General features: G+C 61.9%; 15 protein-coding genes. 4 read left to right on the top strand and 11 right to left on the bottom strand.

Annotated features, from left to right (window positions below; translation table 11 throughout):
• Nucleotides 1-3: 3 nt before the first annotated feature.
• From HBO09_RS23700 to HBO09_RS23710, 3 genes are read right to left on the bottom strand one after another with little or no spacing between them, the layout of a single operon-like run.
• Nucleotides 4-846, bottom strand: coding sequence for an FTR1 family protein (locus HBO09_RS23700; protein ID WP_169997808.1), 843 nt, complete (start codon nucleotides 844-846; stop codon nucleotides 4-6).
• Between the two features lie 17 nt (nucleotides 847-863).
• Complete coding sequence (locus tag HBO09_RS23705) at nucleotides 864-1,187, bottom strand: cupredoxin domain-containing protein (protein WP_169997806.1); 324 nt, start codon at nucleotides 1,185-1,187, stop codon at nucleotides 864-866.
• The gene (locus HBO09_RS23710) at nucleotides 1,188-1,718 is read right to left on the bottom strand and encodes an iron transporter (protein ID WP_169997804.1); all 531 of its coding nucleotides are present in this window, start codon (nucleotides 1,716-1,718) and stop codon (nucleotides 1,188-1,190) included. It abuts the gene before it with no gap.
• A gap of 176 nt (nucleotides 1,719-1,894) precedes the next feature.
• Here HBO09_RS23710 and HBO09_RS23715 point away from each other — a divergent pair, with 176 nt between their 5' ends.
• On the top strand, nucleotides 1,895-2,104 hold the full coding sequence (locus tag HBO09_RS23715; protein WP_169997802.1) for a DUF3079 domain-containing protein: 210 nt from the start codon (nucleotides 1,895-1,897) through the stop codon (nucleotides 2,102-2,104).
• A gap of 285 nt (nucleotides 2,105-2,389) precedes the next feature.
• Entirely contained in the window at nucleotides 2,390-2,602 is a 213-nt protein-coding gene (locus HBO09_RS23720; protein WP_169997800.1) for a PLD nuclease N-terminal domain-containing protein, read from the top strand.
• 202 nt (nucleotides 2,603-2,804) lie between these two features.
• Here HBO09_RS23720 and HBO09_RS23725 read toward each other — a convergent pair whose 3' ends face one another.
• Nucleotides 2,805-3,689, bottom strand: coding sequence for an alpha/beta fold hydrolase (locus HBO09_RS23725; RefSeq protein WP_169997797.1), 885 nt, complete (start codon nucleotides 3,687-3,689; stop codon nucleotides 2,805-2,807).
• A 74-nt stretch (nucleotides 3,690-3,763) separates the two neighbouring features.
• Entirely contained in the window at nucleotides 3,764-4,933 is a 1,170-nt protein-coding gene (locus tag HBO09_RS23730; protein ID WP_169997795.1) for a GGDEF domain-containing protein, read from the bottom strand.
• Nucleotides 4,934-5,116: 183 nt separating this feature from the next.
• Here HBO09_RS23730 and HBO09_RS23735 point away from each other — a divergent pair, with 183 nt between their 5' ends.
• Both HBO09_RS23735 and HBO09_RS23740 read left to right on the top strand, forming a co-directional pair.
• The gene (locus HBO09_RS23735; protein WP_169997793.1) at nucleotides 5,117-5,713 is read left to right on the top strand and encodes an NUDIX domain-containing protein; all 597 of its coding nucleotides are present in this window, start codon (nucleotides 5,117-5,119) and stop codon (nucleotides 5,711-5,713) included.
• Between the two features lie 97 nt (nucleotides 5,714-5,810).
• Entirely contained in the window at nucleotides 5,811-6,398 is a 588-nt protein-coding gene (locus HBO09_RS23740; RefSeq protein ID WP_169997791.1) for a LysE family translocator, read from the top strand.
• A gap of 1 nt (nucleotide 6,399) precedes the next feature.
• Here HBO09_RS23740 and HBO09_RS23745 read toward each other — a convergent pair whose 3' ends face one another.
• The 6 genes from HBO09_RS23745 to HBO09_RS23770 form a co-directional block, all read right to left on the bottom strand.
• Nucleotides 6,400-7,221: an AraC family transcriptional regulator gene (locus HBO09_RS23745; protein ID WP_169997789.1), complete on the bottom strand. Its 822-nt coding sequence runs from the start codon at nucleotides 7,219-7,221 to the stop codon at nucleotides 6,400-6,402.
• 104 nt (nucleotides 7,222-7,325) lie between these two features.
• Nucleotides 7,326-9,794, bottom strand: coding sequence for a TonB-dependent receptor (locus HBO09_RS23750; protein ID WP_169997787.1), 2,469 nt, complete (start codon nucleotides 9,792-9,794; stop codon nucleotides 7,326-7,328).
• 272 nt (nucleotides 9,795-10,066) lie between these two features.
• Nucleotides 10,067-11,035: a FecR domain-containing protein gene (locus HBO09_RS23755; RefSeq protein WP_169997785.1), complete on the bottom strand. Its 969-nt coding sequence runs from the start codon at nucleotides 11,033-11,035 to the stop codon at nucleotides 10,067-10,069.
• Nucleotides 11,032-11,562 carry a sigma-70 family RNA polymerase sigma factor gene (locus HBO09_RS23760; RefSeq protein ID WP_169997783.1) on the bottom strand — a complete coding sequence of 177 codons (531 nt, stop codon included), beginning with the start codon at nucleotides 11,560-11,562 and terminating at the stop codon, nucleotides 11,032-11,034. Before HBO09_RS23760 ends, HBO09_RS23755 begins: the two co-directional genes overlap by 4 nt.
• A gap of 173 nt (nucleotides 11,563-11,735) precedes the next feature.
• Entirely contained in the window at nucleotides 11,736-13,346 is a 1,611-nt protein-coding gene (locus HBO09_RS23765) for an ABC transporter ATP-binding protein (protein ID WP_029291366.1), read from the bottom strand.
• 1 nt (nucleotide 13,347) lies between these two features.
• Nucleotides 13,348-14,367, bottom strand: coding sequence for an ABC transporter permease (locus tag HBO09_RS23770; RefSeq protein ID WP_032861222.1), 1,020 nt, complete (start codon nucleotides 14,365-14,367; stop codon nucleotides 13,348-13,350).

Consider the following 14,367-nt stretch of genomic DNA (forward strand, 5'->3'; position numbering starts at 1 on the left):
TGTTCACAGCGCTGCTCGTCGGGTGCGATACAGCCCTTGACCCACCAGCAGCCAATAGCCGGCCAGCACCAGTAGGGTGAGCGTGCTGGGCGTCGCGCGGTACCCGGTGAAGCCTGCGAGCACTGCGCCCAGGCCGCGGCTGTCACTGAGCAGGGCGCTGCTGTCCCACCAGGCTTCGCCCACCAGGGTGTAGACCCAATCGGGCATGTCCATGGCCAACAGTTGCCCGCCGATGCGTTCTGCGGCAGCGACCAGCAAGGCGGCCGCCAAAAGAAGTAACAGCACCTCGCTGAGGGCGAAAAACCGCGACCAGGAAATCAACCGTTGCGTGCTGCGCAGGAGCATCACCGTGAGTCCGGCCAACACCAGGCCCAGCACCCCGCCAATGGCGAACAGGCCCAGTGCCGGGCCATGCAGTTGGGCGCCGGCACCGTACAGGAACACCACGGTCTCGCTGCCTTCGCGGCTGACCGCCAGCAGCGCCAGCAACAACACACCGAGGCCGCCCTGGCGCGCCGCGCGCTGCTCGGCGTCCTGTAGCAGCGTGTGCCTGAGGCCCGGCCCGTGGCGATGCATCCAAAACACCATTTGCACCATCAACAGGCTCGCCACCAGGGTCATGCCGGCCTGGAACCATTCACCGCTGGGCCCGCTCATGGCTTCACCGGCCCACAGCATCAAGCCCGCCAACCCGGCGGAACACAGCAGGCCCAGGCCTACGCCGGCCCACAGGAAGCGTCCCAGGCGCGAGCCCTTGGTTTGTTGGCTGATCCAGGCCTGGAGAATGCCGATCACCAGCAACGCCTCGACGCTTTCGCGCCAGACGATAAACATCGATTGATTCATCAAATGCTCCTGGGCCGTTATTCGGCGAGGATGCTGCCCTCGGGCAACTGTGGGTTGAATTCGTCGAAAAACCCATAGGTCCCCGGCTTGAGCGGGTGGATCACCACAAAGGTGGTCACCCCAGGCGACAGCACTTTCTCTACGCGCAGCGGCGTGCTCTCGAACTCGGCAGGGCCCTGGCCGATGTTTTTCAACACGATCTTGAAGCGCTGGCCGGCCGGCACCTTGAGTTGCGCCGGGTTGAAGTGGCCGTCCTGCAGGGTCAACTCATAGGTCGGCAAGGGCGCTGCCAGGGCCGCGCCACCGGCCAGCAGGGTGCAAAAGGCGAGGGCGCGGCGCATTCAGTAGCCGCCTTTCTTGCCAATCCCGGCGTAGACGAATTCGTAGTGCACCTCGCAACGCTCGAACCAGGGTGCGACTCCGGTTTCCTTGTCGGTATGCCGGCCCAGTGAGCCATGGCCGCTGGGTGGCATCACGGTGAAAGTCAGTTGGTACTTGCCAGGGCCCAGCAGCTTGACGTTATCGCCGTAGTGCGGCCCGTCGTTGGCCACCATGGCGTGGAAATCACCGCTGATCGGGCTCGCACTGCCTTGCTTCTGCAGGCGGAACGATACGTGGAGGTAGGGCACGAAACTGCCTTCCTGGAAACCCTGTTGATTGTCGGCGGTGGCGCGGATATCGGCCTCCAGATGCACATCCGAATCGGCGGTGGCGCGCATCATGCCCGGAGGAGCCATCTCGATCGGTTGCAGATAGACCGCGCCGACTTCCAGGCCGGGGCACATTTGTGGCTCGCCGATCGGGTACTCCTTGGCGACGGCCGCGCCAGTCGACAACAGCAGGGCCAGTGACAGCGTGAAGGGGATACGCATGGGTGCTTCCTGACAGGGCAAATGAGAGTTCGAGTCTAGAAAGCTTTGCTGTAAATAATAATGATTCCTGTCAAGTTTCCAGGGCTATACCCGCAACCATTCTTGACGTTGGTCAAGGCTGTGGGCGGGCGGCGGCCTTAGGATCAAATCACCGTCCACCGCTGTGGAGACTGCACATGGCCAAGCCATTCCCGCTCAACCCCAAACACCCCGAACGTATCTGCTGGGGCTGTGATCGTTACTGTGCGACTACTTCACTGGCCTGCGGCAACGGTGCCGACCGCACCATGCATCCGGCTGAAATGGTTGGTGAGGATTGGTACCTGCATGGGGATTGGGGGATTGAGTTGCCGATTGCCACAGACAAGCTGCCAGAAGCTAGCTGACTGTGGGAAGTGGGCTTGTTGTGGTTGAGGGGCGGTTTGTGGCGAGGGGGCTTGCCGGAACGCCGTATCGCCCCCGTTGGGCTGCGCAGCAGCCCCAAAACCTGGCGATGCGGTCTGTCTGATAGAACGCGGCGATCTTATTGGGGCTGCTGCGCAGCCCAGCGGGGGACAAGCCCCCTCGCCACAACAAGCGCTCTTGCCACGGGTCTGAGCAGTCTTTGGTATTTTTTCTGAACCCTCGCGTTCACCCCGGGCCCTAAGGTGTATGACCTCAGGAGGTGAACCATGCAAATCGAATACGTCTGGATGATTTTGGCCACGCTGTTGGTGTTGGTGGAGTTGTGGGCGATCAACTGTGTACTGCGCAGTGACAGTCGAGCCGAAACCAAAATGCTGTGGGTTGTGGTGATTGTCTTCGTGCCGCTGCTGGGCATGATTCTGTGGGCGATCACCGGGCCCAAGGCGATTGCCAAGGAAAAGGCTGGCGTGATCCGGTGAGCCATCAGCGTAAAAAAACCGTTTAAATGCAAAAAGAGTTGTCCACGAAAACCGTGGGTATCTCTGTGGATAACCTTGCGTGGCCCCGGCAGCACTGGCGATTCGACCTGCGATCAATATTTGATCAGGAACCTTTGCAAGCCTTTTGGCGCGCGGCTTGCGCTTGACACGCGTCGCTCCAACCGGTGCCGGATTCAGCGTTCTACAGCAAACCCTGGAGTGCCTGGCGATAGCTGCGGCCGCCCAGGCTCAGGCTGTTGTTGTGACTGGCCCCCGGCACCAACAGCAAGTGCTTGGGTTCTTGCGCGGCATCAAACAATTGTTGGCTGAAACGCGGTGGCACGTAGCGGTCATCCAGGCCATGCACCACCAGCAGGGGCATGTGGATATCGGCGATCTTGTCGATGGAGTCAAACTTCTGTGACAGCAACCAACGCACCGGCAGCGAGGTGTTGGTCACCGCCGCCGCGACATCGGCCAGGGAGGTAAAGGTGGACTCGATCACCAGGCCACGCACCGGCGGTGGCCGTTGTTCGGCGGCGGCCTGCTGGCCCAGTTCGGCGGCCAGGTCGATGGCCACGGCGCCGCCCAGGGAGTGGCCGTAGATCAGGCGCTTGCCCGGGTCGGGTTGCAGCAGTTGGAAGCGCTCCCAGGCCACCCGCGCATCTTCGTAGACACTGGACTCTGATGGCAGGTCGCCCCGGCTTTGGCCAAACCCCCGATAGTCGATGGCCAGCACCGAGTAGCCCTGGGCATGCAATTGCTCGATGCGAAACAACTGGCCGGTGAGGTTCCAGCGCACGCCGTGCAGGTACAGGATCGCCGGCGCGTCCTTTTTCGCCGCCGGCCACCACCAGCCATGCAGGTTCTGCCCGGACTTGAAGCTGGCCGGCTTGAGCTCGAACTCCTGCACGTCCCTGGGCAGGCCGCGATACCAACTGGCCGTGCCGGGCTCGATACGAAACACCAGCTCTCGCTCCTTGTGCTGCAACACATTGCACCCCACCGGCAGGCCGAGGATCAGTAGTGCCATGCACAGTAGGGGCAGCCAGCGTAGTCGCAAGCGTGAGAGAAAACGTGAGGACATGGAGGTTCCAGGACAGGAGCAAAGCAGGTTTTTTACCAGATGCCTTGCCAGTGAAGGGAATATTCAGACCGCCGTCAGGGGGCGATTGCTTGCAAAGTGTTACAGGCCGTTTGTACGCGGTTGCGCCCCTGATCCTTGGCGCGATACAGCGCCTGGTCCGCCTGGGACAGCAGCCGCGACAGGTCGTGGCACGCGGCGGTGCTGGTCACCACCCCGATACTCACACTGAGGAAACCCGGGGCCAGCAGGTCCAGCTCGGCGAACCGCTGGCGGATACGTTCGGCCACCTGCACGGCGCCTCGTTCATCGGTATCGGCCAGCAGACAGGCAAACTCTTCGCCGCCGATGCGCGCAAACAAATCATGCTTGCGCAAGATCGACGAGGTCAGTTGGCTAAAGGCAATCAACGCTTGGTCGCCCATGGGGTGACCGAAACTGTCGTTAAGGCGCTTGAAGTAGTCGAGGTCACACAACAGCAATGTCACCGGCTTGCCGCGTCGCTGACTGTCAGCCAGCAGTTGCTCGCCATGCAGCATGAACGCCCGGCGATTGCCAATGCCGGTCAACACATCGCTGAATGCGGCGGCCTTGAAGTTGAGTTCGGCGCGCTCCTTGACCATCGCCAGGGTGACGTAGGCGATGCCGATCGCATACAGCATCGATTCGAACAACATGAACGAAAACAGCTGTACGCCGTCGTGTATCACTGGATTCTGGTTCTTGATCGGCAGGCCGGGATCTAGCGCGGCGCGCACGCAGTAAAACGTCGTATGAAAGAGCATCAACACCATTGCTGGCAGATAGGCTACTTCCAGCTGTCGGCGATGGCGCCACAACTCCAACGCCGACAGTACGCCGTAGCTGGCGGCCACCAGCGAGTACAGGGTTACCCGGCTGGACATCGAGCCATAGAACTGCGGCACCAGGCACATCAACAACCACAGCGCGGGGCCCGCGAGGATGCCCGGCAGGTGTGGCTTGCCGTGGACGAACAGGCGCATGGCCGTCCAGTTCATGGCTGCACTGAGCAACAGCACCACATTGCCCAGGACCAGCGCGACAAAATCCACGCCCACGCCGCGCACCACGATCAATGCAGTACCTAGGGATGCCAGCAATAGCATCACCCCCAGATAGCCCAGGGTCGGCTCACGCACGCGATGCCAGGCGTGGACGGTGAGCAGGCCCATCAGGCAGAAAACGAAGACCGCGACCATCAAGAGCGTCGGTATGTGCAGCATCATGTCCTTGACCCCGCAAGATGCACTGTCGAGATAACCCCGTCAGACACCCGCCAAAGCGGTCATCCGGTGCAGAAAGGGCGCAATTGTAGCCGGATAATGCCTATCAATGCTGGCCTATGGACAGCTTGACGCTGACCGGACGTCCCCGACATGCTGCGCCCCCTGCGACCAAAAGGACCTGCCATGGACAACAGCCCCGTACGCATCACTTCCGAAGAGCTGCTCTCGGACAACTGGTACCTGCTGAAAAAGTACCGCTTTGACCTGCGTCGCCGCGACGGCAGTTGGCAAGCCCAGACCCGGGAGGTGTATGACCGTGGCAACGGAGCGACCATCCTGCTGTACAACACCTTGCAGCGCACGGTGTTGCTGATTCGCCAGTTCCGTATGCCGACCTTCGTCAATGGCCATGACGGCTATCTGATCGAAACCGCCGCAGGCTTGCTGGACAACGCCAGCCCCGAGGAGCGTATCCGTCTGGAAGCCGAGGAAGAGACTGGCTACCGCATCGGCCCTATCGAAAAAATCTACTCGGCGTTCATGAGCCCCGGATCCGTGACCGAGCGCATTCATTTCTTTATCGGTGAGTATCAACCCGGCGACCGCGTGGGCGAGGGCGGTGGGCTGGTTGAGGAAGGCGAGGATATCGACGTGCTGGAACTGGGGTTCGACGAGGCTATTGCCATGGTTGCGCGTGGTGAGATTGTCGACGGCAAGACGATCATGCTTCTGCAATACCTGGAGCTGCGGTTGCTCAAGGCAGCCCTGGCGGGAATGTAGGAGCCGATTCCTACAGGGGCATTTTCTTCAATACCCATGGGCTACAGGAACGTAGCGTACAGGCCCTGTCCCCCTGTGATTACAAAAAGGAAGTGCAATGAGTTTGATCATGTCCATGGCCGCCTTCGCCCTGGCGACCTCTATCACCCCCGGCCCCGTCAATATCGTCGCCCTCGGCTCGGGCGCACGCTTTGGTTTTGTCGCCAGCCAGAAACACGTGGCTGGCGCGGCGCTGGGGTTCACGTTGTTGCTGGTGTTGATCGGCTTGGGCTTGCACGAATTACTGATGCGCTGGCCGGTCCTGACCCAGGGCATCCAATGGGGCGGGGTCGTATTCCTGCTGTACATGGCCTACAAGCTGGCGATCGATGACGGCCGGTTGAATGCACAAGATGCGGCCGTTGCGCCGTCGATGCTGTATGGCGCGGTCATGCAGTGGCTCAACCCCAAGGCCTGGCTGGCATGTGTCGCCGGTATGGGCCTGTTTGCGGCCGACGGCGAAGCCACGCGGGTCTGGCAACTGGCGGCGGTGTACCTGGTGATCTGCTACTTGTCGGTGGCGTGCTGGTCGTATGTGGGCACGTTTTTTCGGCGTTACCTGAGCAATGCGCGGGGCATGCGCCTGTTCAACCGGGCCATGGCACTGTTGCTGGTGATCAGTGTGGCGTACCTGTTGCTGGGCTGATTCAGCCGCGATATTGCCCCGGCGTGGCTGCCAGGTGTTGCTTGAACGTGCGCTGGAAATGCGCCTGGTCGGCGAAGCCCGCGGCCAGTGCCACATCGGCGATCAACTGGCCGCTGCGCAGTTGCTGGCGGGCAAACTGGATCCGCTGGTTGACCAGGAAGGCATGGGGCGTCATGCCGTAATACTGCTTGAATGCGCGGATCAGGTACGACGGCGACAATTGCGCGGCCTGGCAAATATCTTCGAGCTTCAGCGCCTCGGTGCAATGTTCGCGGATGTACTCGGCGGCGCGCTCCAGTTTGTGATTGACCTCCCGTACTGCCGTTGCCGCAGGGTTCAGGCGCAATTGCACTTCACTGAAAAAACTCACCACGGCGCTGTGTTTATGCAGGTGTTCGGCCTGTTCGTCGATCAGCACGGCGTACAGTTCGAGCAGGCCGGCAAACAGCTGCGGATCATCGGTATGGGTGGTGCTGAAACGGCGAAAGTCCAATTCGCTGGCAAACCCCAGCTGGTGTTGCAGGTCGGTCAGCCAGGGCGTGTCAATGTAGAGCATGTGATACGACCAGGGCTGGTCGTCGATAGGGTTGCAGGCGTGCACGTCGCCGGGGTTCATCAGCACCACGGTGCCGGCGTGGATATGGAAGGTGTCTGTGCCATGGATATACAGGCTCTGCCCGGCGGTGATCGCGCCAATCGAGAAATGGTCGTGGGCATGCCGGGTATAACAGACCTTGCGCCCATCATCGATGGAGCGCGCTTCGATAAACGGCAGGCTGGCATCACGCCAGAAGCGCGGGGCGGCGAGGTCGGGCAGCGACATGATGGCAATCTCCAGGGGACCTTCTAGGGCCTCGATGATTACACATAAATACGCCGCCGACCTTATGTAGGCGCCGGCAAGCGGGCTCCTACGTTTGTGTCGGGTTAGAAGTCCCAGCGCGTGGCCAATTGCAGGCTACGCGGTTCGCCGTAGAAACCGGTACCGAAGTTGCCCATGCCCGTGTAGTACTTTTTGTCGAAGGCGTTCTTCACGTTCAACGTGGTGCTCAAGTGCTCGTTGAAGCGATAGCGTGCCATCAGGTCCACCAGGTAGTAGCTGTCCTGGGTGATGCGCGCGTATTGGCCGAAGTTGACCGTGTCATTGGGGTTGGGCTGGAACACATTGCCGAAGAACTCGCTTTGCCAGTTGACCCCGGCACCGATCGTCACCTTGTCCAGCGCGCCGGGCAGGCGATAGGAGTTGAACAGGCGCACCACTTGCTGCGGCGTGGTGGTTTGCAGGACCGAGCTGTAGACGTAGTCGTCGTTGGCATCGCGGGTGTGCTGGTAGGTGTAGCCGGCCGAGACATTCCAGCCGTCGAGCACTTCGCCGGCCAGTTCCACTTCAAAGCCCTTGGTGGTGGCGCCGGCAATCGGGCGGTAGATCGAGTCGCTTTCAAAGCCCGAGACGTATTGCGCGACATTGTCCTGTTCGATACGGAAGGCGGCGAAGCTGGCATTCAGACGGCCGTCGAAAAAGGCCGCTTTGAGCCCGGCTTCGTAGGTGTCGCCTTCAATCGCGTCAAGCAGCTTGCGGTCGGCGTCCTTGGTGTTCTGCGGGCGGTAGATCTTGGTGTAGCTGCTGTACACCGACCAGATATCGTTGAGGTCGTAGACCACCCCGGCATAGGGTGTGACCACGCCGGTCTGCTTGTAACTGGTGCGCGCGTCGGTGGCGGTCGGATCGTAGAAATCCGTGGTGTCGTTGTTGCTGAAATTGCTCACGCGGGTGCCGAGGATCACCGACAAGTCATCGGTAGGTTTCAGGCGGGTCGCCAGGTAGGCGCCGGTCTGGCGCTGCACGATGTCATTCTGACCGCTGCGTGGAATGTTCGGTTTGGCGTATTCGCCACGCCAGTCATAGATGCTGCCGCCCACCGGCGGGTAGACCGAACCGTAGACCGGCACGTCCTGTTTGGAGCGGGTCGCCATAAAGCCCATGATCAACTCATGCTCGCGGCCAAGCAGGCTGAACGGGCCGCTGAGGTTGACGTCGAGGGTGTTCTGCACCTGGTCGCCCTTGTACTTGCCCATGAACATGTACATGCCTTCGCCGGTGACCTGGTCCGGGTTGCCGCCGCTGGCGGAGGCGAGCAGGGTGTCGTGCTGGCTGCGCTTGCGGTCCAGGCTGACTTTCAGCGACCAGTCGTTGGCGAGTTTTTGCTGGACCGAGGCGAAGATCGTCTGGTTCTGGAAGTCGCGGCGGCTCCAGTCGGCGGCCGGGTTGAACGAGCGCGAGAAATTCGTGCGATTGCCGTTGCTGAAGTACATCGGGAACCCGGTCCAACTTGCACCACGGGAGCGGGTGTCCTGCTGGTCGATGCCGAAGGTCAGCAGGGTGTCGGGGGTGAGATCGGCTTCGAGGATGCCGTAGGCAATGTCCTTGGTGTTCTGGTAGTGGTCCAGGTAGGACGAGCGATCCTGATAGACCCCGACAAAACGCCCACGCACATTGCCCGACTCGGTCAGCGGCCCGGAGATATCACCTTCGGTGCGGTAGTTGTCCCAGGAGCCCACGGTGCCGGTCACCGAGGCCTTGAATTCCTTGGTGGGCTTTTTGCGGATCAGGTTGACCGTAGCCGATGGATCGCCCGAGCCGGTCATCAGGCCCGATGAACCCTTGATGATTTCCAGGTGGTCGTACACCGCCATATCGGTGCTGGTGGTGCCGTAGTCATACACGCCGTCATAGGTGGAGTTGACGCCGTCGTATTGGAAGTTGGTGATCGGCAGGCCCCGGCTGGAGAACTCCCAGCGCTCGCTGTCGTAGTTCTGCACGCTGACGCCAGGGGCGCGGCGCAGGGTGTCGGCAATGTTATTGGAGCCCTGGTCATCCATCTGTTGGCGGGTGATCACGGTGACCGACTGTGGGGTCTCGCGGATCGACAGTGGCAGGCCGGTGGCCGAGGCCATCGAGCCGGTGGTGTAGGAGTGGCTGTCTTCGGTGGTGGCCCCCAGCGCCACGCCGGAAATAGTGGTGGCGCCCAGCTCCAGTTCGCCGGTATTGAGGGGCGTAAGCTCCAGCACGTAGCCATTGTTGCCCTGAGGCCGGGCCTGCAGGCCGCTGCCTTGCAACAAGCGCTGTAAACCGGTGGCCGAGGTGTAGCTGCCGCTCAGGCCCGGGCTGGTCTTGCCCGCCGCCAGGCTATTGTGGCCGGCGATGAAAATCCCCGACTGTTCGGCAAAACGGTTCAACACGCTGACCAAAGATCCTGCGCCGATGCTGTAGCTGCGGGCGGTTTCCTGGGTCGACGGCGTTTCTGTCGCCTGTACGGTAAGTGGGCCCAGGCAGAGCAGGGTAGCGGTGATGGCCAGCGCCAAGGGGCGCAGCGTGAAAGCAGCGGGTTGCGACATGGAAGGTTCCCTACGGGTTCGGCGAATGTGAAAGCGTCTGTTGGGTTAACCGAACGAACGTTGAAAAGGGGAACTGGGGGAACCGATTTTTTTTGTGGCGCAGTTAGTGGGGTGAGTGGGCTGTCGTGGAGGCTTTTGTGGAGGCTTTTGTGGAGAGGGGGCTTGTCCCCCGTTGGACTGCGTAGCAGGCCCATTTTTGGGGTCGCTTCGCAACCCAACGGGGGACAAGCCCCCTCGCCACAAAAACGTCCCGCCCCACGACAGCCCGGTCATCAGGTAGGGTGTATTTTCGGCCCGACGCTGACCCACCACGGCATCACTTTGTCTACCTGGATCGGCAACGCCGCCTCCAGCAGCTGCAACGCATATTCGCTGTCCTTGAGGGGGAATGAACCCATCACCGGCAGGTGAGCCACTGCCGGATCGCATCCAAGGTGCCCGGGGCGGTAGCGATTCAGTTCGCTGATCAATTGACCCAGGGGCAGGTTGTCTGCCAACAGCACGCCCCGGCTCCAGGCCTCGCGGGTGGCGGATGCCGCAACGGTGCTGCGGATCGTGCGTCGATCGAACACCGCCTGTTGCCCTGCCTCGATAATGCGCACCTGTTGGCCGTCGGCGGTACGCACTTCTACCCGGCCGTCGAAGACGTTGAGGGTGGTGTCGTGCTCGCCTTGCAGCACGCTGAAGCGGGTGCCCAGGGCACGCAGGCGGCCGTGGGTGGTGTCGACCAGGAACGGGCGCTGCAGGTCCTTGGCGGTATCGATCAGTACTTCGCCAAAACGCAGGTGCAACAAGCGTTGGTGTGCGTCGAAGCGTACGTCCATGGCGCTCAAGGCGTTGAGCCAGATATGCGTGCCATCGCCGAGCAACGCATCGCGGATCTCACCGCTGGCGGTGGCGTAGTCGGCGCTCCAGCCGCCGATCACCCGGGGCAGGGCGGTGCCGCGCCAGGTGCCCCAGGTCAATGCTGAACCGACACCCAACACCAATAGCGTCTTGAGAGTTTGCCGGCGGGTGCTGCGCAGGGCCCGTCCCGCGCCGACGGGCTCGTCGGTCAGGGGCGCAAAGCGTTGGCTGACGCGTTCGACGTAACGCCAGGCGGCTTGGTGCTCGGGATTCTGCCCCAGCCAGGTCTGCCAATGCTGTTGTGCCTGGCTACCGCCCTGCGGGTCCTGCAGGCGCACATACCAAAGGGCTGCCTGTTGCAGGCTGGCGTGACTGAGTTTTGCGCTGGTGTTCATTCCACCAGCAACCCGTCGAGTTCGGCTTCCAGCACCGCGCAGTGCAACAGCGCCTGGGCCATGTATTTTTTCACCATGCGCTCACAGACCCCCAATTGCAGGGCGATTTGCTTGTAAGTCAGGCCATGCAGCTGCGCCAGCAGGAAGGCGTCGCTGACCTTGCGCGGCAGGCGCGCGAGCATGGCGTCTACCTCGTACAGGGTTTCGACGATGATCGCCCGCTGCTCAGGTGATGGCTGCAGCGCTTGTGGGCGGTCGGCGAGGCTTTGCAGCCAGGCCTGTTCCAGTTGGCGGCGGCGCCAATGGTCGATGCACAGGCCACGGGCGATGGTCGCCAGGTACGAGCGCTCGCGCACCGCGTCGGCCTGGTCGGGCGGGCGCTTGAGGACGCGGATAAAGGTGTCTTGCGCCAGGTCGGCGGCATCCCAGCGATTGCTCAGGCGCCGGCGCAACAGTCCGAGCAGCCAGGAGTGGTGGCTGCCATAGAGCTGACTGAATGAAGCGGGGGAAGTCGACACAATATCCAACCGGCGCAGAAGCCATGACGTGAATAGGAATTGGTCGCGATTAAATCAAAGGCCTGCGGGCAGCGCAAATGATATTGGTTTGCTTTTGCGAAAGACTTTGCCTGCAGATCTGCACAGATCAAATGTGGGAGCTGGCTTGCCGGGCGAGACAGCTCCCACAGGAACCTCCTCAATCAGATGCGAGAGGTCGGCACCAGGAACGCGGCCTCCAGCAACTGCCGGGTATAGGCATGCTGGGGAGCGGCGAAGATGGTCTTGGCATCGCCCTGTTCCACCACCTGGCCTTGCTTGACCACCATCAACTGATGGCTCAGGGCTTTGACCACCGCCAGGTCGTGGCTGATAAACAGGTAGGTCAGGTTGTACTTGGCCTGCAGGTTGCGCAGCAGTTCTACCACCTGGCGCTGTACTGTGCGGTCCAGGGCCGAGGTCGGTTCATCCAGCAGGATCAGGCGTGGCTTGAGCACCAGGGCGCGGGCGATGGCGATGCGCTGGCGTTGGCCGCCGGAGAATTCGTGGGGGTAGCGGTGGCGGGTCTGCGGGTCCAGCCCCACTTCCTTGAGCGCGGCGATAATCGCTGCTTCCTGCTCCGCTGCCGTGCCGATCTTATGGATGCGCAAGCCTTCGCCGACGATCTCGCTGACGCACATGCGCGGGCTCAGGCTGCCAAACGGGTCCTGGAACACCACCTGCATTTCCCGGCGCAATGGCCGTACCTGTTGTTGGGTCAGTTGATCCAGTTGCTGGCCTTCAAAACGGATCCCGCCCTTGCTGCCGATCAACCGCAGGATCGCCAGGCCAAGGGTGGACTTGCCGGAGCCGCTTTCGCCGACGATGCCCAGGGTCTGGCCCTGGGGTAGGCTGAAGTGGATACCGTCCACGGCCTTGACGTAATCGACGGTGCTGCGCAAGAAGCCTTTCTTGATCGGGAACCAGACCTTGAGGTCGTCGACCTCCAGCAACGGCGGGCCTATCGCGTTGCTGGCCGGCCCGCCGCTAGGTTCGGCGGCCAGCAGTTCCTGGGTGTACGGATGTTGTGGGGAACGGAACAGTTCCTCACAGGACGCCTGCTCGACAATACAGCCGCGCTGCATCACACACACGCGGTGGGCAATGCGCCGCACCAGGTTCAAGTCATGGCTGATCAGCAGCAGCGCCATGCCCAGGCGCGCCTGCAACTCCTTGAGCAGTTCGAGGATCTTCAACTGCACGGTCACGTCCAGAGCCGTGGTCGGCTCATCGGCGATCAGCAGTTCTGGCTCGTTGGCCAGGGCCATGGCGATCATCACCCGCTGGCGCTGACCGCCGGACAATTCATGGGGCAGGGCCTTGAGGCGCTTGTGCGGCTCGGGGATGCCCACCAGCTCCAGCAGCTCCAGGGTGCGCAGGGTCGCGGCCTTGCCGGTCAGACCTTTGTGCAGGCCCAGCACCTCGTTGATCTGCTTCTCGATGGAGTGCAGCGGGTTCAGCGAGGTCATCGGTTCCTGGAAGATCATCGCAATGCGGTTGCCGCGAATCTGCCGCAAGGGTTTTTCTTTCATGGTCAAGAGATCCTGCCCGGCATACCCGATAGTGCCGGACGGATGCCGCGCCAGGGGGTAGGGCAGCAGGCGCAGGATCGAGTGGGCCGTCACCGATTTGCCCGAGCCGCTTTCGCCGACCAGGGCCAGGGTTTCACCACGGCGGATATCGAAGCTGATGTTTTCCACCACGCGCTGATGTTGCTCGCCGGTGACGAACTCGACACTGAGGTCGCGGACTTCGATCAGATTGTCCTGGTTCATCTCATTTCCTCGGGTCGAAGGCATCGCGAGCGGACTCGCCGATAAACACCAGCAAACTCAACATAATCGCCAGCACCGCAAAGGCGCTGATGCCCAGCCACGGCGCCTGCAGGTTGGATTTGCCCTGGGCTACCAGCTCGCCCAGGGATGGCGAGCCGGCGGGCAGGCCGAAGCCCAGGAAGTCCAGGGCGGTCAGGGTGCCAATCGCGCCGGTAAGGATGAACGGCATAAAGGTCATGGTCGAGACCATGGCATTGGGCAGGATATGGCGGAACATGATCGCGCCGTTCTGCATACCCAGGGCCCGCGCCGCGCGTACGTATTCCAGGTTGCGTCCGCGCAGGAACTCGGCGCGCACCACGTCCACCAGGCTCATCCACGAAAACAGCAGCATGATCCCCAGCAGCCACCAGAAGTTGGGCTGGACGAAGCTGGCGAGGATGATCAGCAGGTACAGCACCGGTAAACCGGACCAGATTTCCAGGAAGCGCTGGCCGGCCAGGTCGACCCAGCCGCCATAGAAGCCCTGCAAGGCACCGGCTGCGACGCCAATGATCGAGCTCAATACCGTGAGGGTCAGGGCAAACAGCACCGAGACCCGAAAGCCATAGATCACCCGCGCCAGCACATCCCGCCCCTGGTCATCGGTGCCCAGCAGGTTATCGGCCGACGGCGGTGCCGGTGCCGGGACTTTCAGGTCGTAGTTGATGCTCTGGTAGCTGTAGGGGATCGGCGCCCACAGCGTCCAGGCATCCTTGGCCTTGAGCAGTTCGCGGATGTATGGGCTTTTGTAGTTGGCTTCCAGGGGGAATTCGCCGCCGAAGGCGGTTTCCGGGTAGCGCTTGAGCGCCGGGAAGTACCAGTCGCCGTCGTAATGCACCGCCAGCGGTTTGTCGTTGGCGATCAACTCGGCGCCCAGGCTCAGGCCAAACAGGATCAGGAACAGCCACAGCGACCACCAGCCGCGCTTGTTGGCCTTGAAACGTTCGAAGCGGCGGCGATTGAGGGGGGATAGATTCAT

It is taken from the genome of Pseudomonas sp. WS 5027, assembly GCF_012985695.1.
Classification (GTDB): Bacteria; Pseudomonadota; Gammaproteobacteria; order Pseudomonadales; family Pseudomonadaceae; genus Aquipseudomonas; species Aquipseudomonas hygromyciniae.

What these genes read in the sequence shown, in the direction of transcription:
- HBO09_RS23770 (WP_032861222.1), bottom strand. Translation starts at nt 14,367, where the DNA reads ATGAATCTATCCCCCCTCAATCGCCGCCGCTTCGAACGTTTCAAGGCC.
- HBO09_RS23730 (WP_169997795.1), bottom strand. Translation starts at nt 4,933, where the DNA reads ATGATGCTGCACATACCGACGCTCTTGATGGTCGCGGTCTTCGTTTTC.
- HBO09_RS23700 (WP_169997808.1), bottom strand. Translation starts at nt 846, where the DNA reads ATGAATCAATCGATGTTTATCGTCTGGCGCGAAAGCGTCGAGGCGTTG.
- HBO09_RS23720 (WP_169997800.1), top strand. Translation starts at nt 2,390, where the DNA reads ATGCAAATCGAATACGTCTGGATGATTTTGGCCACGCTGTTGGTGTTG.
- HBO09_RS23765 (WP_029291366.1), bottom strand. Translation starts at nt 13,346, where the DNA reads ATGAACCAGGACAATCTGATCGAAGTCCGCGACCTCAGTGTCGAGTTC.
- HBO09_RS23710 (WP_169997804.1), bottom strand. Translation starts at nt 1,718, where the DNA reads ATGCGTATCCCCTTCACGCTGTCACTGGCCCTGCTGTTGTCGACTGGC.
- HBO09_RS23725 (WP_169997797.1), bottom strand. Translation starts at nt 3,689, where the DNA reads ATGTCCTCACGTTTTCTCTCACGCTTGCGACTACGCTGGCTGCCCCTA.
- HBO09_RS23745 (WP_169997789.1), bottom strand. Translation starts at nt 7,221, where the DNA reads ATGTCGCTGCCCGACCTCGCCGCCCCGCGCTTCTGGCGTGATGCCAGC.
- HBO09_RS23755 (WP_169997785.1), bottom strand. Translation starts at nt 11,035, where the DNA reads ATGAACACCAGCGCAAAACTCAGTCACGCCAGCCTGCAACAGGCAGCC.
- HBO09_RS23715 (WP_169997802.1), top strand. Translation starts at nt 1,895, where the DNA reads ATGGCCAAGCCATTCCCGCTCAACCCCAAACACCCCGAACGTATCTGC.
- HBO09_RS23740 (WP_169997791.1), top strand. Translation starts at nt 5,811, where the DNA reads ATGAGTTTGATCATGTCCATGGCCGCCTTCGCCCTGGCGACCTCTATC.
- HBO09_RS23705 (WP_169997806.1), bottom strand. Translation starts at nt 1,187, where the DNA reads ATGCGCCGCGCCCTCGCCTTTTGCACCCTGCTGGCCGGTGGCGCGGCC.
- HBO09_RS23735 (WP_169997793.1), top strand. Translation starts at nt 5,117, where the DNA reads ATGGACAACAGCCCCGTACGCATCACTTCCGAAGAGCTGCTCTCGGAC.
- HBO09_RS23750 (WP_169997787.1), bottom strand. Translation starts at nt 9,794, where the DNA reads ATGTCGCAACCCGCTGCTTTCACGCTGCGCCCCTTGGCGCTGGCCATC.